At 64.4% G+C, this 19,906-nt stretch carries 17 protein-coding genes; 4 read left to right on the forward strand and 13 right to left on the reverse strand.

Annotated elements, in window-relative coordinates; genetic code table 11:
* Positions 1–3 precede the first annotated feature (3 nt).
* Together SO140_RS32010 and SO140_RS32015 are read right to left on the reverse strand one after the other, a co-directional pair.
* Positions 4–1,551 carry a lipopolysaccharide biosynthesis protein gene (locus SO140_RS32010; protein WP_449379027.1) on the reverse strand — a complete coding sequence of 516 codons (1,548 nt, stop codon included), beginning with the start codon at positions 1,549–1,551 and terminating at the stop codon, positions 4–6.
* A 420-nt stretch (positions 1,552–1,971) separates the two neighbouring features.
* On the reverse strand, positions 1,972–5,652 hold the full coding sequence (locus SO140_RS32015) for a M10 family metallopeptidase C-terminal domain-containing protein (RefSeq protein WP_474800814.1): 3,681 nt from the start codon (positions 5,650–5,652) through the stop codon (positions 1,972–1,974).
* Positions 5,653–5,841: 189 nt separating this feature from the next.
* On the opposite strand from SO140_RS32015, the gene SO140_RS32020 reads away from it, so the two are divergent.
* Positions 5,842–6,144 (forward strand): hypothetical protein, encoded by a 303-nt coding sequence (locus SO140_RS32020; protein ID WP_449379025.1) that lies wholly within the window; start codon positions 5,842–5,844, stop codon positions 6,142–6,144.
* A 71-nt stretch (positions 6,145–6,215) separates the two neighbouring features.
* Here the strand turns inward: SO140_RS32020 and SO140_RS32025 are convergent, their stop codons facing one another.
* The 10 genes from SO140_RS32025 to SO140_RS32070 all read right to left on the reverse strand — a co-directional run bounded on the left by SO140_RS32025 (position 6,216) and on the right by SO140_RS32070 (position 14,702).
* Positions 6,216–6,923 carry a hypothetical protein gene (locus SO140_RS32025; protein ID WP_449379024.1) on the reverse strand — a complete coding sequence of 236 codons (708 nt, stop codon included), beginning with the start codon at positions 6,921–6,923 and terminating at the stop codon, positions 6,216–6,218.
* 125 nt (positions 6,924–7,048) lie between these two features.
* A complete protein-coding gene (gene gspM, locus SO140_RS32030; protein ID WP_449379023.1) occupies positions 7,049–7,615 on the reverse strand; it encodes a type II secretion system protein GspM in 567 nt (188 codons plus the stop codon).
* On the reverse strand, positions 7,612–8,661 hold the full coding sequence (locus tag SO140_RS32035; protein WP_449379022.1) for a PilN domain-containing protein: 1,050 nt from the start codon (positions 8,659–8,661) through the stop codon (positions 7,612–7,614). The genes gspM and SO140_RS32035 overlap by 4 nt, the downstream gene beginning before the upstream one ends.
* A 1-nt stretch (position 8,662) precedes the next feature.
* The gene (locus SO140_RS32040; protein ID WP_474800811.1) at positions 8,663–9,502 is read right to left on the reverse strand and encodes a type II secretion system minor pseudopilin; all 840 of its coding nucleotides are present in this window, start codon (positions 9,500–9,502) and stop codon (positions 8,663–8,665) included.
* Positions 9,503–9,579: 77 nt separating this feature from the next.
* Positions 9,580–10,278 (reverse strand): hypothetical protein, encoded by a 699-nt coding sequence (locus SO140_RS32045; protein ID WP_449379020.1) that lies wholly within the window; start codon positions 10,276–10,278, stop codon positions 9,580–9,582.
* Complete coding sequence (locus tag SO140_RS32050; protein WP_449379019.1) at positions 10,275–10,736, reverse strand: prepilin-type N-terminal cleavage/methylation domain-containing protein; 462 nt, start codon at positions 10,734–10,736, stop codon at positions 10,275–10,277. The genes SO140_RS32045 and SO140_RS32050 overlap by 4 nt, the downstream gene beginning before the upstream one ends.
* Before the next feature lie 16 nt (positions 10,737–10,752).
* Entirely contained in the window at positions 10,753–11,247 is a 495-nt protein-coding gene (locus SO140_RS32055; RefSeq protein ID WP_449379018.1) for a prepilin-type N-terminal cleavage/methylation domain-containing protein, read from the reverse strand.
* Positions 11,210–11,668 carry a type II secretion system major pseudopilin GspG gene (gene gspG / locus SO140_RS32060; protein WP_449379017.1) on the reverse strand — a complete coding sequence of 153 codons (459 nt, stop codon included), beginning with the start codon at positions 11,666–11,668 and terminating at the stop codon, positions 11,210–11,212. The genes SO140_RS32055 and gspG overlap by 38 nt, the downstream gene beginning before the upstream one ends.
* 129 nt (positions 11,669–11,797) lie before the next feature.
* Positions 11,798–13,009, reverse strand: coding sequence for a type II secretion system F family protein (locus tag SO140_RS32065; RefSeq protein WP_449379016.1), 1,212 nt, complete (start codon positions 13,007–13,009; stop codon positions 11,798–11,800).
* A 4-nt stretch (positions 13,010–13,013) separates the two neighbouring features.
* A complete protein-coding gene (locus SO140_RS32070; protein ID WP_449379015.1) occupies positions 13,014–14,702 on the reverse strand; it encodes a GspE/PulE family protein in 1,689 nt (562 codons plus the stop codon).
* Positions 14,703–14,936: 234 nt separating this feature from the next.
* Here SO140_RS32070 and gspD point away from each other — a divergent pair, with 234 nt between their 5' ends.
* Both gspD and SO140_RS32080 read left to right on the forward strand, forming a co-directional pair.
* Positions 14,937–17,222 carry a type II secretion system secretin GspD gene (gene gspD, locus SO140_RS32075; protein WP_449379014.1) on the forward strand — a complete coding sequence of 762 codons (2,286 nt, stop codon included), beginning with the start codon at positions 14,937–14,939 and terminating at the stop codon, positions 17,220–17,222.
* Positions 17,223–17,227: 5 nt separating this feature from the next.
* Positions 17,228–17,830 carry a prepilin peptidase gene (locus SO140_RS32080; protein ID WP_449379013.1) on the forward strand — a complete coding sequence of 201 codons (603 nt, stop codon included), beginning with the start codon at positions 17,228–17,230 and terminating at the stop codon, positions 17,828–17,830.
* Here the strand turns inward: SO140_RS32080 and SO140_RS32085 are convergent.
* Positions 17,827–18,378: a tetratricopeptide repeat protein gene (locus tag SO140_RS32085; protein ID WP_449379012.1), complete on the reverse strand. Its 552-nt coding sequence runs from the start codon at positions 18,376–18,378 to the stop codon at positions 17,827–17,829. The two genes, SO140_RS32080 and SO140_RS32085, sit on opposite strands and share 4 nt — an antisense overlap.
* Positions 18,379–18,610: 232 nt before the next feature.
* On the opposite strand from SO140_RS32085, the gene SO140_RS32090 reads away from it, so the two are divergent.
* A complete protein-coding gene (locus SO140_RS32090; protein WP_449379011.1) occupies positions 18,611–19,804 on the forward strand; it encodes a CaiB/BaiF CoA transferase family protein in 1,194 nt (397 codons plus the stop codon).
* Positions 19,805–19,906: the final 102 nt, after the last annotated feature.

The following is a 19,906-nucleotide window of genomic DNA, read 5'->3' on the forward strand; positions in this document are numbered from 1 at the left end:
TCCCTAGACCGCCTTGATCGGAATGAAACGGCCGACGACGGCGCGAAGGTCGCGCCAGCAGACGGCGCGATAGGGACCAAGCTGCGATGCGCCGACCGCGGCGACAAAGATGGTCGCAGCCGATAGTGACGCCACGCCGCCGACATACCACCATGCCGGCGCGGACTCGAAGGCGATGCGATCGACCCCATGGCGAAGCACCAGCGCCACCAGAATTCCGACACCGAGCGGCATCAGCATGAAGTGGAGCACGCGTGACCACATACCGGCAATCTTGATACTGGAGCGCACCACAAGCACCGTCGTGATCATCTGCGCGATCATACCGACGCAGGCACTCCAGCCCGCGGCTTGCCAGCCGAAACGCGGCAGCGCGATCAGGCTGGTCGTCAGCGTAACGACGCCGGTGCAGAGCGCGATCAACGCATTGGCGCGGGATCGTCCCTGCGCCAGCAAATAAAATGCAAGGACGTTTGCGCTCGATCCCAAAATTCCGGCGACCGACAGCACCACGAGCACCCTCTCGCCTTCGGCCGCGACCTCGGCCCCCGTCCACAGGTGCAGCAGCGGTCCGGCGACGGGAATGAGCCCGCCGAGCGCGCTCGCGGCCAGTACGTTGAGGATCCAGGACGAGCGGAGCAGCAGATCGACCTTGCGGTCTTCCGCCTCCTTGTGCAGCGAGCTGAAGAACGGAAACAGGGTTTCGCCGATTTTCAGGACCCCGATGTAGACAGCCTCCTCGAGGCGCTGAGCGACGCCATAGAACCCCACGAATTGCGGCTGCAGAAGTGCGCCGAGGAGATAGCGGTCTGCCTGCGCGGCAAATAATGCACCGCCCTGGGCCACCAATTGCCAGCCCCCGAGACGGACCAGCTTTCGCAGCGCACCGCGATGAATCGCAGGTCGCGCCAACCAATTCCCGATCGCCTGCCGGGACCAGCCGAGCGTCGCGAGCAGGCTGGCCGCAAAGCCCAGTGCCTGACAGCCTAGAAATGTCGACGCATGCGGCGCGGATGGGACGAGGAGCAGCATGGATGCGGTCGCGGTAACCGTACTGACGATACTGATCGACGCAATCCGCCGATAATCCTGGCGGGCGGTGAACAGTGTGAGAAGGATCGCCGACAAACATTGGCACAGCCAGCCGAAGCTCGCCAACGCGAAGGCGCGCTCGAGATCGTCGGCGACCGGTCCGCTGAGATGGAATCCGAGGCGCGCGAGCGGCGCGCCGGCGAAGCCATAGAACGCCGCAATCAGGGTGCCCGCACCGATTGCCAGTGCCATGGCGGTTGCAAACAACCTTCGCGCCTCGTCGCGATCGGACGGCGCCAATCGCTGCGCGAGTTCGCGCGCCGTCGACATCGCCAGCGAATTGCTGAACACGAGCGCCGGCGCGATGGAGGCCGTGACCAGCCCCGCGACGCCGAAAGAAGCTGGGCCAAGGCGGAGCACGACGAACGGCAGGATGGCCAGATTGAGCGCCACCGCCACCACGAACGCAATTGCGTTCCAAGCCGAATTTCCGAGCAGATCGGGCGGACTTTTACTCACACGATTTCCAACCATTAGGCCATGCCTGGCCGTCCTCGATCGCTAGTCGATTGCGGCAACGGAACACACGTTTTCGGGCGACTTGATAGGCCTCGCAGGCGCGTCTTAAGGCGGTTGAGCAGCTTAGGCAATGCCGTGGAGCCGGGGACCAGATCTGCCAGGCCGCGAGCACGTCGCCGGTCCAGAAGCGCAGGAACGCCGAATGAGCAGCAGTCGCTGGGTCAGGCCGGGCAAGATCTTGGCCGACCACGTGGACGAGGCGGCGCAAACGGCCGGTTCCGCCCGGCATGGACGCGGCTGGTGAACATGAGCGGCGGCACGATGCGTGAGCCCGCACCACCGTCACTCCCCAGATTACGAACCTTCACCAAGGGGTCCGGTCCAGCGGCGCAAAGGGGCTCGACGTGTGCACGCGTCAGCCTAGTGGATGAGGAAGCTTCGCATCAGAACGTCGGTCATATGAGATAGGCCTGAACCATCAAAATGGGACACGGCCGGATCACTCTGATGGTTTGCCCAGATTCCATGATCAAAGGAGGACGCTTGCGTCTCGAAGTGAAATCCGATGCTTCGAAGCCCGCTCGAAAGATCCGGCGATCCGATGTTGGCAGGACCAGTAGCCTCGATCTGCCCAATGGGCTGGATCTCAGATCGGAAAACAAACGCTTCGTCATGTCGCAGGAGAAAATTCGTCGCAGATGACGCGTCGGCCGTGGCACCCGCCGAAGGAATACCGATCGTGCCGTCGCCGTTGAGGTCCTGTTGAAAGGTGGTCTCAAGCGACTCAAATGACACATTCGTCCCGGTCACCTCGGGAACGATATTGCCGGTATAGTTGCCGTTGCTGTCAGTGCTCCAGGCCGTGAAGTGACCCGTCGCAGAGTCCTTCCACGCAACATCGTATCCGCTCGCCGTCTTCTCGGCTGCGATTGGCGCCCAGGTGCCATACGCCTGGGCGCTGACCGACGAGCCGGAAATCTTCAGGAGAGGCCCGCTGCCGGTGCTGATAGCATCGAGGTAGAAGTTGTCACCCACCTGCACCAGCTTGGTAGAGCCCTGTGCTTCAATGGTGGTGGTGGGAATGCCGATCGTGCCGTCGCCGTTGAGGTCCTGTTGAAAGGTGGTCTCAAGCGACTCAAATGACGCATTCGTCCCGGTCACCTCGGGAACGATATTGCCGGTATAGTTGCCGTTGCTGTCAGTGCTCCAGGCCGTGAAGTGACCCGTCGCAGAGTCCTTCCACGCCACGTCGTATCCGCTCGCCGTCTTCTCGGCTGCGATGGGTGCCCAGGTGCCGTAGGCCTGGGCGCTGACCGACGAGCCGGAAATCTTCAGGAGAGGCCCACTGCCGGTGCTGATAGCGTCGAGGTAGAAATTGTCGGCTACCTGCACTAGCTTGGTGGAGCCCTGTGCCTCGATGGTGGTCGTGACAACACCGATCGTGCCGTCGCCGTTGAGGTCCTGCTGAAAGGTGGTCTCAAGCGACTCAAACGACGCATTCGTCCCGGTCACCTCGGGAACGATATTGCCGGTATAGTTGCCGTTGCTGTCGGTGCTCCAGGCCGTGAAGTGACCCGTCGCAGAGTCCTTCCACGCCACATCGTATCCGCTCGCCGTCTTCTCGGCCGCGATTGGCGCCCAGGTGCCGTAGGCCTGGGCGCTGACCGACGAGCCGGAAATCTTCAGGACAGGCCCGCTGCCGGTGCTGATAGCGTCGAGGTAGAAGTTGTCGGCTACCTGCATCAGCTTGGTGGAGCCCTGTGCCTCGATGGTGGTCGTGACAACACCGATCGTGCCGTCGCCGTTGAGGTCCTGTTGAAAGGTGGTCTCGAAAGACTCAAGGGACGCGCTGGTGCCGGACAGGTCGCCAGTGAGACTCGAGACGTAGTTGCCGTTGCTGTCGGTGCTCCAGACAGTGTAGAGACCGGTTGAAGAATTTTTCCAGACGACATCATATCCGCTGCCGACCTGCTCGGCGCCGACTGGCGCCCACGGCGCATAGCTGGTCGACACCAATGCTGAGCCGGAAATCTTCAGAGCAGGTCCGCTGCCGGTGCTGATAGCGTCGAGGTAGAAGTTGTCACCCACCTGCACCAGCTTGGTAGAGCCCTGTGCTTCAATGGTGGTGGTGGGAATGCCGATCGTGCCGTCGCCGTTGAGGTCCTGTTGAAAGGTGGTCTCAAGCGACTCAAATGACGCATTCGTCCCGGTCACCTCGGGAACGATATTGCCGGTATAGTTGCCGTTGCTGTCAGTGCTCCAGGCCGTGAAGTGACCCGTCGCAGAGTCCTTCCACGCCACATCGTATCCGCTCGCCGTCTTCTCGGCTGCGATGGGTGCCCAGGTGCCGTAGGCCTGGGCGCTGACCGACGAGCCGGAAATCTTCAGGACAGGCCCGCTGCCGGTGCTGATATCGTCGAGGTAGAAGTTATCGGCTACCTGCACCAGCTTGGTGGAGCCCTGTGCCTCGATGGTGGTCGTGACAACACCGATCGTGCCGTCGCCGTTGAGGTCCTGTTGAAGGGTGGTCTCGAAAGACTCGAGGGACGCGCTAGTGCCGGACAGATCGCCAGTGAGATTGGAGATATAGTTGCCGTTGCTGTCGGTGCTCCAGACGGTGTACAGCCCGGTCGAGTGATTTTTCCAGACGACATCATATCCGCTGCCGACCTGCTCGGCGCCGACTGGCGCCCACGGCGCATAGCTGGTCGACACCAGCGCTGAGCCGGAAATCTTCAGAACGGGTCCGCTGCCGGTGCTGATGCTGTCGAGGTAATAGCTCGTGCCTGTCTGCACCAGCTTGGTGGAGCCTTGCGCCTCGATCGTAACGTTGATCAGGCTAGCGCTGGCGACCGTACCGTCCGCGAACTGAAAATTCTCCACCCCTGTCAGGCTGTCGGTGCCGTCGGGTGAGCCGGAGCGCAGATCGCTTATGGTGAAGGTCTGCGAGTTCGCATCATATGTGATGGAGTAACTGGCCTTGTTACCCGAATACACCGCCGTATCGGTCCCGGCGCCGCCGATGATGGTGTCGTTGCCGCCGCCGCCGGTGATGGTGTCGTTGCCCGAGCCGCCATTCAGCACGTTGGCGATGGCGTTGCCGATCATCGTGTCGTTGCCGGTGCCGCCAATCGCGTTGTCGATGTAGGAACGTGCGTCGTTGTTGTAGAGATAGGCGTTGTAGACGTTGCCTACCGCATAGTGGCCGTTGCCGAGATAGGCCAACTGCGTGCTCGAGAATACCGACGATGCGCCGGGATTGAGATTGATGGTCAGGTTCGTCGCATAGTTCGACAGGTCGTAGGTATCGACACCACCGCCATCCCAGATCGTCTCATAGATGCGGTTGGCCGAACCACCGGCTCCGCCACCCGGCGCAAGCTGCGCGACGCCATTGATGAACTCCTGCCCCGTGGTCGGGCTCCAGGTGTAGACCGTGTTGCCGCTCTGGGTCGTGTAGTTCGCGCCGTACATCGTTTGCAGCGCGAGGATATCGTTGGCCATGTAGGTCTGCGGATATCCGTACGCCTCATTGGTGTAGCCGGTCGTCGTCGAAGCTCCGACATAGCTGCGATAGCTCATGACGGTGTATTCGGAATCGTCATGCGCGCTCGGCACCGCGACGTTGGCGGGGCCGCCGGTCTCCTGGCTGTGCTTCAGGCCGAAGGCGTGACCGAGCTCGTGCAGCGCGGTCGCGAAATAATAGTTGCCGAGCGAGGCCTGCGAATAATTGTATGCGGTTCCGAACCAGACGTCGCCGCCGGATGCATAGCTATTTGGATAGTAGGCGTACGAGGTCGGATTGGCGGCCGGCGACTGCGCCACCATGATATCCGCGCCGTTGGTCCCGGCGTACTGGATGGTGGCGTTGGTGTAGCTTTGGATCAGCCCGATCGCGTAGTTGATCGCAGCCTGCATCTGGCTCGGGGCTTGAGAGAAGCCCGATGTGGTCGGCTCGCCGTTCCCGCCGGTATAGGGGTTCGAGTAGTCGCCGGAGGCATCCGGAAAGCTGTAGGTGATCGTGCCGGTCCATTTGTAACCGGACAGCATTCCATCGATGTCGGCATTGCCGGTTGCGCCGATGGTAACCGCGGTAGCCAATGATCACTCTCCCGGTAGCGCCGAGCGCACCCTGATTCGGGGCGCCGCGCCAATTCTAAGGCCTCGTTTTATATGTTTGTTTTAATTTGGATAGGTTGTGCGAAGCCGCCCTGATAACGACTTGTTAATCAGTCTCCCTGTGTTTACACGGGGTTGGACGAGACCACCGCAGCAATCTTGAGGCAACCCATGGGACCGTTCCGCCCTGCGGCCGGCCTTTTCGTGGCCCTCGCCGCGCTCGCCGGCTCGGATCACCCGCTCCTGGAGGAACAGCCCGTCATGGTTCGCAAAGCCGAGGCGCAGGAAGCAGGTAAACCCGGGCGCGCCGGGATCATGCCGCCGGCGCGCGATCCCTCCATTGCCGTCGCCGAGGAGTACGAGCTTGCTCGCCGAAAGGGAACGGCCGAGGCGCTGGAGCTCTTCATTGCCCGCCACGGGGACGACCCGCTCGCGGAGAAGGCTCGCGCCGAGCTGAAGCGCCTGTCGCGCTGAGCCGGGGCCAGCGCGCGTCAGCCCCACGTTTCGCCGACGACACCTCAGCACAGCGAGGCCGCGGGTTGAGCTCAAAGACCGCTGGATGCGGCGCCTTTTGACGCCGGTCTCGAAACGATGGGTGCAGAGAACGAGCCTTCCGCAGCCGGAGTTGGCGCGTCGAGAGCTGTCGTCGGAGGAATTGGTACCGCGCCAACTGGAGGCCCGGACGGTGCTGGCGCTTCCGGCCGCTGCAACGCCAGCACCTCGCTGCGGTCGCCGTGCTTGAACGTGACTTCGCGCGGCTGAACGGCGCTGAGCGACCAGCCTGCCCGCGATTCGCCCTGGCGCATGCGGATCACCTTCTGATCGGTGCGGTCCATGAGGATCGCAATGGCCTCGCCCTCGCCAACCACGGCTCCGACCAGGACGAGCGGCAGCGGCGCCTCGGCCGCCTTCGGAGGCGGCGGCGCTGGGGCCTCTTCGGCCGACGATGCCGCCACCGCGCGCGGCGGCGGCCGGCGCGTCGCCGAGAAGATCGGGCGTTCCTCCGTTGCGGTCAGCGCCGACAGCGGCACAGACCAGAGCGGATTACCTCGAGGAAGCGGCCTGCTTGCGGATTGCGCGGGCCTTGCGATCGGGCGCACTGCGCCAACGTCAACAGTATCGGTCGAATTGCTGACCGTATCGTCGGACAGGATATCGATTCGGGACGAGGTCACCGCCATCGTCGCCCCCGTGCCCAAGGCAGGGATGATCCACAGCGCGACCAATCCGATCCGTCCCAGCCGTCCGAACATCGACACTCCCCTGCGACCGACTGCCGGGCGGCGTGGCCGAGCCGGCAAACTAGTTCCGATGTGCTCTGCCATCAACCCGCACCCATCAAAACAGCGCTGGAGATGAAGGGAACCACCTCTCCAGCCTAGTTTCCTGCCCGCCACTGGCCGGAAACGCCGAGGATCACCCTGACGCGGCCGGCGCCAGCTTCGTTCAGGGTCGTTGTCTGCGGCACCTGAACATCGAGCTGGTCGACGAACAGGAACGGCATGCCGGCTTCGAGATCGTAGAGCAGCTTCTGCAAGCTGGTCTGCTCCAGTTCGCAACTGACGACGAGGCCGACGAGACCATCCTTGGCTTGCGCGCCGGAGACGTCGACCTGCGACGACTGGACCGTGCCGCCGACATTGGCCACCGCCGACGCAACGCGCTGCAGCAGATTGGCGCCCGCGACCGTCACGGTCGGCCCTTCCAGGAAAGGCGTGCCCGGATGGTCGGCCGACGACGCGGCCTTGCCACCGGCGCCGGTCTTGCGGCCGCGCAACTGGTCGAGCAGATCGGAGGTCTGCACCAGCGCCTGGCGATGGGCGAAGACGTCGGCGACCGAGAGCACCGTGATGAGCAAGAGACCGCCGGTCATGGCGGCGTAGAGCGTCACCGCGATCAACGGCGAGGTGGTCAGGGCGCGTGTCATGGTGCTTTGGGCGCTCATGGCACGTTCCTCGGCTCGATCTGTGCCTCGATATGGAAGCGCTCTCCAGGATCCGAGGGCGCGCGCGTGGTCGGGGCGTAGAACGTCGCGCGGGTGAAATGCTGGGATTGCTCGATCAGCGGAATCAGCGACGGCGCGTCATGCGTGATGCCGGCGATCTGCAGCTTGTTGCCTGCGAGATGCAGCTCGGTGACATAGGTGTGGTCCGGCAGCACGCGGCTGAGCGACTCCAGCACGATCACGCTCGCCGCACTCTCATATTTGCGCCGCTCGAGAAGCGCCAGCGGCGAACGTTCGCCGCCGTCGGTGCCCATCCGCAGCGCGGCGCGGCGCTGGGTGATCTGGCGCTCGAGCTCGCTCTCCTGCGCGCTGAGGCTGTCGGCCAGATAGCTTGCAAGAACAGAGGCGACGACCGCCGCGACGGCGGCGACGCCGAGCGTGACTTGGAGCATCCGGCTCAGGCGAGCCCGGTCGATGGCGCCGCGGGATTTCTGCTCGAACACCTTGATCCGGCCCTGCGCCGGCTCGGCTGCATCGGTCCAGATCGCGATAGCAGAGGGATGGAAGTCGGACACCGCGTCGACATAGCCCATCGCAAGCTTGCGCGGCGCTGCGGCGATCACGGTGGTGATCGCCTCGCTGCCGCTCGCCGACGGCGCGCCACAGCCGAATATGGCATCGCCAGCATTCCACGGCGTCAGTCGGTCGATTTGCGCCCGCACGATGCCGTCGAGGAAATCGGCAGCGCGGGCCGGCAATTCGAGCGGGCGGAAGAGGAAACGTGTCGGCCGCAACACGATTTCGATGCGGCTTCCGCGAAGCACCGGCGCCAGATTGGCCGCGGCGAACTCGCCATCGCGAAAGGCGATCCCGGCCGGAACGTTGTCCGGCTTGTTGGCAGCCTCGAGCGCAAACTCTCCGGTCTCACTCTCGACCAGCCGGACGAGGCGCGGCGACACCATGCGCTCGAAGCCGGCGACGATGGTCGCAGCGACCGTGCCGGTCCAGGCGTCGAGGATCGCGCGTATCGATTGCAACAGATTCATCTCACAGAGGCTTTCCGGCGGAGCCGTCCAGGTCGTTGTGCCACGACAATACACGATAGGGTTCGTCGGTACCCTCGAGAAGCAGAATGACGATTTCGGCCGAGCTGCGCCGGCGCGCCGCCGACTCGACTGCGACGGTCAGCCGGTAGGCTTTTGAGCCATCCAGCGTGGCGCTATCGGAGCCGGCAACACCAAGCAGGGCGCGCGGATCGACATTGGGATCAGCCCGGTCCCTTAAGAGCTGCTGCAACGCCTCTGGCGTCATGCCCGGCAGCGCCGCCAGCACCTGGGGTGCGGCATCGAGAAGATTCACGGTCCGCATGTTGCTGAAGACGGTGACGAAGGGCAGCATGCGCTCGACCACCGCGGACGGGATACCGCGCACCAGCCAGAGCTCTTCGACATGCGGAAACGGCGCATGCCGCGGCAGATAGGCCGAGCCAAGCGTGCGGTAGTAGGAATTCTCCCGATCGCCGTTGCCCGCTTCGGTCGATGCCCGCCATGCGAGGATCCGGTCGGCGTAGCTCGCTGCGTCCGTCTCACTGATCCCAAGCCCGATCATTAATCCAGCGAGCAGCCCTTTCGGCGCGGCATTGAGGTCGATGCGCGCGGCTTCGGAACGGAACGTGACGGACACCCGTCCCGCACCGATGCGGGCATTGAACGTTCCGCTGGTCGGGTGCGCCTCGGCTTTTGCCGTCAACTGATAGGCGGCGAGCTCGACGCCCGCGCTCACCAGCGCGTCGGCCTGGACATGATCGGTGTTGCCAGCCACCGTGACGGCGGTGTTGGTCACGTAGGTCAGGTAGATCAGGACGAGCGCCGCCAGCGCCGCCAGCATCCAGAGCACCGCGACGACGATGAAGCCGCCTGCTTCCCCAGCCGCGCTCAGGCGGCTGCGCGTGGTCGCCGTGAGTGTCACAGCTGCTCCTGTTTCTGCGCGGGCTCCGGCCTTGCACGCGCGGTGGCGCATGTCGCGGGATTCTTGGCGCGCGCGCATTCGGCCGGTGTTGTGATGTGCGGCATCACCGCGCCTGAAACCGCCAACACCTGGCCGGTCGAACTGTCACGCACGGTAACGCGAATGCGCTCGGGCAGCTGCGGCTGGTCGCGCCAGGTCGGCTGCCAGACCTGATCCGGCCCGGAATAGGAGAAGCTCACGCGGAACGGCGCGCGCAGCAACACCACCTGATCGACGAAACGGATCTGGCCGTCGGGCGGCATCGGCGCGAACGGAGCGCGCTCACGCACCAGCGCGAGCCCCTGCGCATCGGCCTTCTCGATCAGCCGCACGTTCTCGAGCCCCGGGCGCACGTTGGGACCAAGCGCCGTGCGTACGAAGGTCACCGCCAGCTCGGAACCCTCGAACAGCGGGGTCCTGCTATCGGCATTCATCGGGAGCAGCTCGGCGACCGACAGATCCGCAACGATACGATCAAGCCCGGTGGCAACGCGCTCGGCCCGTTGCACCCGCGCGATGCCGCGATTCCAGTTCGGCAGCCACTGCGCGGTGACCGTCGCAAGCGCAGCGAGGATGACGGTCATCAACAGCGTCGCCAACAACACTTCGAGCAGCGTGAACCCCGCCTCCTCGGCCAATGCGCGGCGCAGCTTCATTGTGCGGCCCTCGGCACCAGCTTCACGGTGGCGACCTGGAACGTGCTGCCGTCGGCACGCTGCAGCCTGAGCGTGACCGACAGCGGCACGAAACGGTCGGTCGCGGGATCGCCGCCCGGCACGTTCATCGGCGCCACGTCCATGCGCCAGCGGCTGCCGGCGAGCTCCCCGCTCTGCCGTCCCGGCTTGATCAGCGCACGCGGCGGCAATTGCGCCAGCAGCGTCTCCGCCGTTCCGGCCAGCGCCAGGCGCTGATCGATCGAGCGGGTCCCCTGCACCGTCGTGGCGATGACTGTCCCGATCGTACCGAGCACGGCCGCGATGATCGCAAGCGCAACCAGCGCCTCGATCAAAGTGAAGCCGGCTTCGCCTCTAGAGCCGTTTCCGTTCCGGTTGAATCGGAATGGGGCTCCGGATTCTTGTTTTGACGCGTTTTCTTCACGCGAACCGGTATCCATTTCGCTGAAAAACGCTTTATAGCAGCTTCTGCGCGACAATCTCGACGCCTCCGGTCAGCCAGTTCACGCGCACCTCGTAGCCCATGCCGGGTCGTGCCAGCGCGATCACGCCGCCGCACGACATACCCGACGGGAAGAAATCGATCGTTCGCCCACCGGCACGGTCGGCGCAGCGTGCAGCCAGCATGGCCTGTACCGTGACGTCGTTCGGCAGGCGGAGAACCCGTCCGGTGACGCCAGAACGGATCGCGCGAGCCTCGGCATCAACCTGCGTCGCCACCCTGACCTGACGACGCAGCGCCGTGCCGCGATCGGCCTTCAATAGGGCCGCGGTCGCGACCGCATAACTCTCCAGCTTGGCCCGTGTCGTCGCGCGCGGGATCGCCGGCAGGATGATCGCCGCGAGCAGGCCAATGATGGCGAGCACGCACAGGATCTCGATCAGCGCGAAGCCGCGCGCATCGAGTGCGGTCTCAGCGCGCGCCGCTGGCAATGTCGGCCGCCGTTCCACTGCCGCCTTCCTGACCGTCCGATCCGAGCGAGATGATGTCATAGGGCGCGCGCTCGCCTGGCGCGCGGTAGACATAGCCGTGTCCCCAGGGGTCGTTCGGCACGACGCCGCCACGCAAATACGGCCCGTTCCAGCCTGGCACATTGTTGCTGCGCGCCAGCGCGGCAAGACCCTCGTTGGTCGAGGGATAACGACCGAGGTCGAGGTAATAGAGGTCGAGCGCGCTGGAGAAACTCTCGATCTGGATCTTGGCCGCCTTCGCCTTGGACTCGCCGAGATAGTTCAGCACCCGCGGGCCGACCAGCGCCATGATCAGCCCGATGATGGTGATGACGACGAGGATCTCGACCAGCGTGAAGCCAGCCTCCCCTCGGCGCGCGCGCCGCCCGCGCTTTGCGAGCGCGACAGAATTTCTGGTCACTTCAACCCCTCCGTATCCGGCTTGAAGCGCGATGAGATCATCGCACTTCAAGTTGTTGTTTGCGCATGATCTTTCGGAAAACCGCTTCGCACTTCGCGCTAACGCCGCCCTTCGGGTCCGGATCATGCTCTAGCCGACAATTTGACTGACCGACATCAACGCTGTCATGACAGACACGATCAGACCGCCGACCACCACCGAAATCACGATGATTGCGGCAGGGCCCGCGATGCCGACGGCGCGATCGAGCGTGCGCTGCAGCTTGGCCTCGTAGAAATCGGCGACGCGGCCGGACAACATCGGCAACTGCCCGGTCTCGTCGCCGAGCCTGAGCATGCGCACCGCCATTGCCGGCAGCGCGTCGGTCTCGGCGAGTGCATCGGACAGTTTCGCGCCGTGACGGACGCGGTCGGCGGCCTCGCTCCATACGGTCGAGGGGCCCGCGGTCGCCATCATGTCGATGAGGATACGCAGTGTGGTCGTCAGATTGACGCCACTGCCGAGCAGCACGCCGAGGTTCCGGCAGAACAGCGCGGTGCGATACGAGCTCACGATACCGCGGATCGCCGGCAGCCGCGTGATCGTGTTCGCGATCCCTCTGCGAATGCGCTCCTGCCGCAACACCAGCCACAGGACCGCGATCGTCGCCGCGAGTCCCGCCAGGACGGCATCGGAGTTGTTATGCATGAAGGTCGACATGTTCAGGAAGACCAGGAGCATCGGATCGACCTTGGCGCCGAAATCCTGCAACACGCTCGCGAACTGCGGCAGCACGAAGGTGAGGAAGAACAAGAGGACGCAGGCGGCCGCGCCCAGCACGAAGACCGGATAGCGCATGGCATCGCTGAGCTTGCGCTTCAGGGCCTCGGTTCGCGTCCGCTCGTTGGCCAGCACCTCGAGCACCTGGTCGAGCGAACCCGATGCCTCGCCCACCCGAACGAGCGCGACATAGATCGGCGGGAACAAGGTGCCGTGCCGGAGCAGCGCCTCGGCGAAGCTCTCCCCGGCGAGCACGCGTGAACGGATGTCGGCGACCACGGGCCGCAGCCGTCCGAGATCGCGATCGGCCGCGAGCAGTTCCAGGCCATCATTGATGCGGGCGCCCGCGCGAAGCAGCAGCCCAAGGTCAGCGGTGAAGATCGTGATGTCCGCGGCCTTGGGCTTGTTGAGGACGCTGTAGGCGCCGCGGGCCGAACTGCCGTCCTCCAGCGTGACGTTGTCGACCAGCACGAGGCCGAGCCGCTCGATCCGCTGCGCGACGTCGCCGGGTGCTGGCGCGGCGATGGCGCCGGAGACCAGCTCACCATTGGCATTGAGCGCGCGGTAGCGATAGTTCGGCATCGGATCAGCGGACCGTCGTGACGCGGAAGACCTCGGGCACGGTCGTCAGCCCGGCGCGGCATTTTGCGACCGCATCCTCCAGCATCGTTGTCATGCCTCCCTGCATCGCGACGGCGTCGATGGAGTGGGAATCGGTCTGTGGCCCGATCAGGCGGCGCACGTCGTCAGACATTTCCAGGATCTCGAACACGCCATTGCGGCCGCGATAGCCGGTGCCGCCGCAGCGTTCGCAACCGCCGGCCTCGTGTACGACCTCGCCCGCCCTGAAGCCGATCACGGCAAAGCGTGGATCCCTGGCAAGATCCGTCTCGGTCAGCGCGTGCGGCACCTTGCAGCGGTCGCACAACACGCGCACGAGCCGTTGCGCCACCACCGCGCGCAGCGTCGACTTCAGCAAAAATCCTTCGATGCCGAGATCGATCAGACGCGGCACGGCGGCAGCCGCCGTCTCGGTGTGCAGCGTCGTCAGCACGAGGTGGCCGGTGAGCGCCGCATGAATCGCGATATGCGCGGTCTCGGCATCACGGATTTCGCCGACCATGATCACATCGGGGTCCTGACGGACGAAGGCACGCATGGCGGAGGCAAAGGTCAGCCCGACCGACGGCTTGACCTGCGACTGGTTGATGCCGGCAATCTCGTATTCGACGGGATCCTCGATGGTGAGGATCTTGCGCGTCGGCTCGTTGAGGATCGACAGCATGGTGGCAAGAGTCGTCGTCTTGCCGCTGCCGGTCGGCCCAGTCACCACGATCATGCCGTGCGGCAGGGCCAGCAGTCGCGTCATCACCGATTCATCGCGCGCGGAAAGACCGAGCTTGCTCATGTCGAGCAGACCGCGATCACGCGGCAACAGACGAATGACCGCGCTCTCGCCATGTTGCGTCGGCATGGTCGCGACGCGGACGTCGATCTCGGAGCGGCCGACGCGCACGCGCGCGGCACCGTCCTGCGGCAGCCGTCGCTCGGCGATGTTGAGGCCAGCCAGAATCTTCACACGCGAGATCAGCGCCTGTGGTGGAATACCCTGCGAGGAGGGCAGCGCGCGCAAGAGACCGTCGACGCGCAGGCGAAGCACGAGCCCGGCGCGGAACGGCTCGATATGAATGTCGCTCGCGCGCAGTTCCACGGCGCGCTCCAGGAGATCGTTGAGCGCGCGTACCACAGGCGCGCCGCTGGCGAGATCGCGCAGGCTCTCGATGTCGTCGTCGGATTGCTGCGCCACGCCCTTGATGGCGTCATCCGCACTCGCGTCGTCCGCGTCCGCACGCTGGTCGAGAACTGTCGTAATATCTTCATATGAAGCCACTACGATATCGATCGGTGTGCCAAACACGATTTCGGCAGCACGAATGGCTGCAGCATCCGACGGATCGGCGATCGCCAGTCGATAACCGTCATTGGGTGAACGGAACGGAAAGATTGTGGACTCGCGCAGGAAGCGGCGCGAAAAACCGTCCAGGCACGGTGTCGTCGTCAGAAGCTGCGGAAGGCTTAGCCGGGTCAGACCAAAATAGTCAGAGACCTCGTCGGCGAATTCCGCTGCAGAGAGATCGGTCGCCTCCCACAATTCACGCAGAGGACGCGTCAACGCCGGATTGGTCGACGTCTCGACTCGAGCGCGCGCCCGTGGCGGCAATGAATGTTTCTCGAGAAGATGCTGCCGGAAGCTATCTGCGGATAGATCTCGCATCGCAGTCACAGCTTGCCTTGTTAAGTGAAAGCACGGCTCGCGCACGTGACGGAAGGCGTTTGCCCTTGACTTGCTACGTAGCAAAAACATATTCGTGGCGCAAATTGTTGCGCATGCTGATCATGAAGATCGGATGCGTTTCCAGTCACTCCTGCTGTTGGTAGGCGTCCTTTGTTTAAAGTGGTCCAACCGCTTTCGCGCCTCTGCTCAGCGTTGCCTGGAACTGTCATCCTTTTGTCATCTGCGTTCCTGCTGACGGCGTGTATCGTCACCGCCGATCAATCGATCGAGGGCAACCCCAAGGACCCGCGCGCGCAGGATCTCACCGACAAGATCCGCTCGCTCGATCTCGAGCCGCGTCAACCCGCCGACACGGGAGCGAGCGGTGTTGCGCAGACGAAATCCTCCAGGCCTGCGATCTATCTCAGCGACGGTTCGACGCCGGAAGGCGGAGCGCTTGCCGAGCGCGACGATCGCGGCGGCAGCGGCTACGATCTGAATTTCGAGAACGCACCGGTCGCAACCGTCGCCAAGGTCATCCTCGGTGACGTCCTCAACGTCGGCTACACGATCGATCCGCGCGTGCAGGGCACCATCACCCTGGCCTCGGTGCGCCCGGTTCCAAAGGCCGATGCGCTCTATGTGCTGGAGAACGCGCTGCGGATGTCCGGCGTTGCGCTGGTGCATGATCGCGGTGCGAGCTATCGCCTCATCCCCGCGCCGGAAGCAGGCCCCGGCGGCATCGATCGCTCGGTTTCGGCCGAGGCTGGTCAGGGCATCAGCATCGTGCCGCTGCGCTACGTCTCGGCGCAGAACATCTTCAAGCTGCTCGACGCATTCGGCGTGAAGGCGTCGACCATGCGTCCCGACAATACGCGCAACACGCTGATCGTCACCGGCAGCGGCACGGATCGCGCGGCGGCGATCGACACCATTCTCTCCTTCGACGCCGACTGGATGCGGGGCCAATCAGTCGGCATCATCCCGGTGCGCAACTCCTCGCCCGAGCCGGTCATCAGCGAGATGGAGAAGATCATGGATTCGGGCGAAGGCGGCCTGAGCCAGAGCATGATCAAGTTCCAGCCGATCACGCGCCTCAACTCCATCCTCGTCGTCAGCCAGAAGCCGGAATATCTCAAGCGCGCGCAGGTGTGGATCGCGCGGCTCGATCGCTCCGACACCGACGGCGTGAACATGAAGGCCTACCCGCTTCGCTACGGCAACGCGAAGGTCGTGGTCGCGCTGTTGAACGACATGCTTTTCAGCCAGAACGGGACGAGCAGCTCTTCGCTCGACAATTCGTCGAGCCAGATTTCGCCGGGCTCCGGCATTTCGATGTCCGCGTCCGGTCCTGGCACCAATCCGGTGGCCTCACTGAGTGCACTTCCGACGGCCGCCGCTGGGGCTGCGACCCCGGTCACTGGTCCGGCGGGCTCCTCGCTCAGCGCCCGTCCGGCACTCGCGGCCAGCAGCACGCAAGGCCAGGACAACAACTCCGGCTCGCTGCTCGGCTCCGGCTCGAAGCCGGCCGCCAGCGCCGTCCTGCAAAACGTGAGGATCACTGCCGACGTCACCAACAACGCCGTGCTGGTCTATGCCAACCAGGAATCCCAACGCGTCGTCGAGCAGACCATCCGGCAGATCGACCGGCCGCAGCGCCAGATCGCGATCGAGGCGACGATCGCCGAGGTGACTCTGAACAATCAGCTGAACTATGGCGTGCAGTTCTTCCTGGCGAGCCAGAAAGGCTCGATCTCGAACACCATCTCCGGCATCAGCAACAGCGCCACGATCGGCAGTAACATCGAAGGGCAGACCAACGCCGTCAACGCCGCCGCCGGCGCGCTGCTCGGGCGCGCGCTGCCCGGCTTCAATTTTCTGATTGGCTCGGAAAACTCGCCGCGCGTCGTGCTCGATGCGCTGCATAACGTCACCGACGTCAAGGTGCTGTCCAATCCGTCGCTGGTCGTGCTGGACAATCAGACGGCGACTTTGCAGGTCGGCGACCAGGTGCCGTTCTCCACGGGCACCGCGACCGTGCTGACCGCGAACAACACGGTGGTCAATACAATCGACTACAAGAACACCGGCATCATCCTGCGCGTGCTGCCGCGGTCCAACGCCAACGGCAACGTGGTACTGGACATCGAGCAGGAGATCTCGAGCGTGGCGTCCGGCAGCACGACGCTGACACCGACGATCTCGCAGCGCCGGGTCAAGAGCTCGATCGCGGTGACGAGCGGCCAGACCGTGCTGCTCGCCGGCCTGATCAGCGAGACCGAGAACAAGCAACGCCAGGGCCTTCCGATCCTCGATCAGATTCCCGGCATGGGCGATGCCTTTTCGCACCAGACCAACGCGCGTGCCCGCACCGAGCTGATCCTGTTCATCCGGCCGACCGTCATCAAGGACGGCGTCGACGCGCACGTCATCGCCGAGGAGATGCGAACCAAGATGAACAGCCGTCTGGTCGGCACCAGCGACCCGGTCGTGGTCGTCCCGCCAAAGACGGCGCGCTGAAGGACGTGACCGGAGGGTTTGCGAACGGTCCACGCGGCCTGAGGCTCCTCATCAGCCTGACGCTGTGCGCGGCCGTGATCGTGAGCCTCCTCACCGCGCCCGGCGGCGAAGGTCTCTGCGGCGCATATCTCGCCATCCTGATGCTGGCGATCGCAGCGACCGACGCGCGACGTTATATCATTCCCAACGAGCTGACGGCCGCGGGCCTCGCCCTCGCGTTGCTGCGCGCTGGAGCGCTTCAGGCCGACGCCGGGGCCGGCACCGGCGCCGTACTCTGGGCAGGCATTCGTGCTGCCGTCGTGGCACTGCCGCTCCTGCTCCTGATGCTGCTCTACCGGCGCTGGCGCGGCCGCGATGGGCTTGGGCTCGGCGACGTCAAGCTCGCCGTCGTCGCCGGCGGCTGGCTCGACTTCACCACGGTGATCGTGGTGATCGAACTGGCGGCGCTATCCGCCATCGCAGCCTATGCTGCCACCGCAGCACTGCAGAAGAAGCCGCTGCGCGCAACCGCTTACCTGCCGTTCGGCCTGTTCTTCGCGCCGGCGATCTGGATCGGCTGGATCGGCCAAAACTGGCTAGCCGATCAGCTGGCGCTCTGGCCCGGCTAGCGCTCGCGACTGGGAGCCCATTCCAGGGCCCGCAGACGGGCCTCGGCGATCTCCCCGCGCGTCATCTTGGTGGTGACGGCATCGCGGATCCGGGCCCGCGCGTCGCGCGCCTGTGGCGGTGCGGCAGCGGTCGACAGGTTGAGCCATTTGGACGCTTCGATGATGTTCCGCGGCACGCCGAGCCCGCGGTCATAGAGCAGCCCAAGGGAGTATTGTGCGAGGCTGTCGCCCTGCTCGGCTGCCCGCCGGTACCACATCGCCGCTTCCGCATAATTCTGCGGCACGCCGCGGCCGGTCTCGAACATGTAGCCGAGATAGGACTGCGCGGCCGCGTGACCGCGCTCGGCCAGCGGAATGAAAGCGCGCGAGGCCGCGACATAATCCTGACGCTTGAACGCGGAGACACCTTGACCAAGCGATTGGGCTTCAATCGGACCGCTAGACAATATTAGCAGCGCGATCGTTGCGAGGCCGCGTCTTACGCCCAGTGACCGCAGCCAGCGGCCTGCGAGCTCAAGGTTCCTATCGCCTATACGGACGGTCTCCATTCCACCGTTCCCCTGCATTCAGACGCCAACCTAGTCTGGGGCTGTGACAGAATCCATAGCGCGAGCGTCAACTCAGGAGCTGGAAGTGGTGAATTTGCAGAACGTAACCGTCGACGATGTCAGCGAGCCGACTTAATGGATTCGAGAAACCGTGGTCTGCATAGAGCAGGCTTGCCGGATAATCCTTCAGCTCTATTGTGGATCCCAAATCATCCTCTCGGAGCGTTTCCAGATGCCCTTCCCGCATGCCTCGCAGGCCCTGTCGCGCTTTACCGTGCTCGATCTGACCCGCGTTCGGTCCGGTCCCACTTGCGTGCGACAGCTCGCGGACTGGGGCGCCAACGTCATCAAGATCGACGCCCTCACCGAGGATGCCGGCGGTGAGCAGCCGGGTGGACCGCGGCACGGGGCGGACTTCCAGAATCTGCATCGCAACAAGCGGGCGATGACGCTCAATCTGAAGGACCCGAGGGGGCTCGAGGTGTTCAAGCGCCTCGCCGCCAAGGCCGACGTCGTGGTCGAGAACTTCCGCCCCGACGTGAAGAAGAAGCTCGGCATCGACTATGAGAGCCTGCGCGCGATCAACCCGCGCCTGGTCTATGGCAGCATCTCCGGCTTCGGCCAGGATGGCCCCTACCACAAGCGGCCGGGTTTCGATCAGATCGCGCAGGGCATGGGTGGGCTGATGTCGATCACGGGGGCACCGGGCGGCGGTCCGATGCGGGTGGGTATTCCCGTCGCCGATCTCACCGCCGGGCTGTTCTGTGCCATCGGCATTCTCACCGCACTGCTCGAGCGCGACGTCTCCGGCGAGGGCCAGTGGGTGCAGACCTCGCTGTTGCAGGCGCAGATCTTCATGCTCGACTTCCAGGCCGCGCGCTGGCTGATGGAGAAGGAAGTCGCCAAACAGGCAGGCAACAATCATCCGACCAGCATTCCGACCGGCGTATTCAAGACCTCCGACGGCTACATCAACATCGCCACCACCGGCGGGCGGATCTGGGAGCGCTGCGCACAGGCGATCGGCGCGCCCGAGCTCGTCGGCAATCCGGACTACGCGACGGCGCCCGCGCGCTCGAAGAATCGCGATGCGCTCAATGCCGAGATCGAGACGCGTACGGTGGCGAAATCAACCGAGACTTGGGTCAGGGAGCTCAATGAGGCTGGCGTGCCCTGCGGGCCGATCTATTCGATCGACCAGATGTTCGACGACGCGCAGGTCAGACATCTCGGCATCGCCCAAGACGTGCCGAACGCGGAGAACCGTCGCATCCGCCTGGTCGGCCAGCCCGTCACGCTGTCGCGTACGCCGAGCACGATGGTGGCCCGGCCGCCGGAATTCGGCGAGCAGACAAGCGAGGTGCTCGCCGAGTTCGGCTTCGATGCCGCCGAGATTACCGAGCTCAGGGATGCCAAGGTGGTGTAGGTTTTCCTAAGCCGACACCTAATCCTACTGTGTCATAAAATCATCCGCACGGTACGTCTTTGGATGAGAGCAGTACAGCACGGACATCGTCGCAGGCGACTG

This window comes from Bradyrhizobium sp. UFLA05-108, from assembly GCF_059803455.1.

What these genes read in the sequence shown, in the direction of transcription:
- SO140_RS32020 (WP_449379025.1), top strand. Translation starts at nt 5,842, where the DNA reads ATGGGACCGTTCCGCCCTGCGGCCGGCCTTTTCGTGGCCCTCGCCGCG.
- SO140_RS32025 (WP_449379024.1), bottom strand. Translation starts at nt 6,923, where the DNA reads ATGTTCGGACGGCTGGGACGGATCGGATTGGTCGCGCTGTGGATCATC.
- gspM (WP_449379023.1), bottom strand. Translation starts at nt 7,615, where the DNA reads ATGAGCGCCCAAAGCACCATGACACGCGCCCTGACCACCTCGCCGTTG.
- SO140_RS32035 (WP_449379022.1), bottom strand. Translation starts at nt 8,661, where the DNA reads ATGAATCTGTTGCAATCGATACGCGCGATCCTCGACGCCTGGACCGGC.
- SO140_RS32040 (WP_474800811.1), bottom strand. Translation starts at nt 9,502, where the DNA reads ATGCTGGCGGCGCTGGCGGCGCTCGTCCTGATCTACCTGACCTACGTG.
- SO140_RS32045 (WP_449379020.1), bottom strand. Translation starts at nt 10,278, where the DNA reads ATGAAGCTGCGCCGCGCATTGGCCGAGGAGGCGGGGTTCACGCTGCTC.
- SO140_RS32050 (WP_449379019.1), bottom strand. Translation starts at nt 10,736, where the DNA reads ATGGATACCGGTTCGCGTGAAGAAAACGCGTCAAAACAAGAATCCGGA.
- SO140_RS32065 (WP_449379016.1), bottom strand. Translation starts at nt 13,009, where the DNA reads ATGCCGAACTATCGCTACCGCGCGCTCAATGCCAATGGTGAGCTGGTC.
- SO140_RS32070 (WP_449379015.1), bottom strand. Translation starts at nt 14,702, where the DNA reads ATGCGAGATCTATCCGCAGATAGCTTCCGGCAGCATCTTCTCGAGAAA.
- SO140_RS32085 (WP_449379012.1), bottom strand. Translation starts at nt 18,378, where the DNA reads ATGGAGACCGTCCGTATAGGCGATAGGAACCTTGAGCTCGCAGGCCGC.
- SO140_RS32090 (WP_449379011.1), top strand. Translation starts at nt 18,611, where the DNA reads ATGCCCTTCCCGCATGCCTCGCAGGCCCTGTCGCGCTTTACCGTGCTC.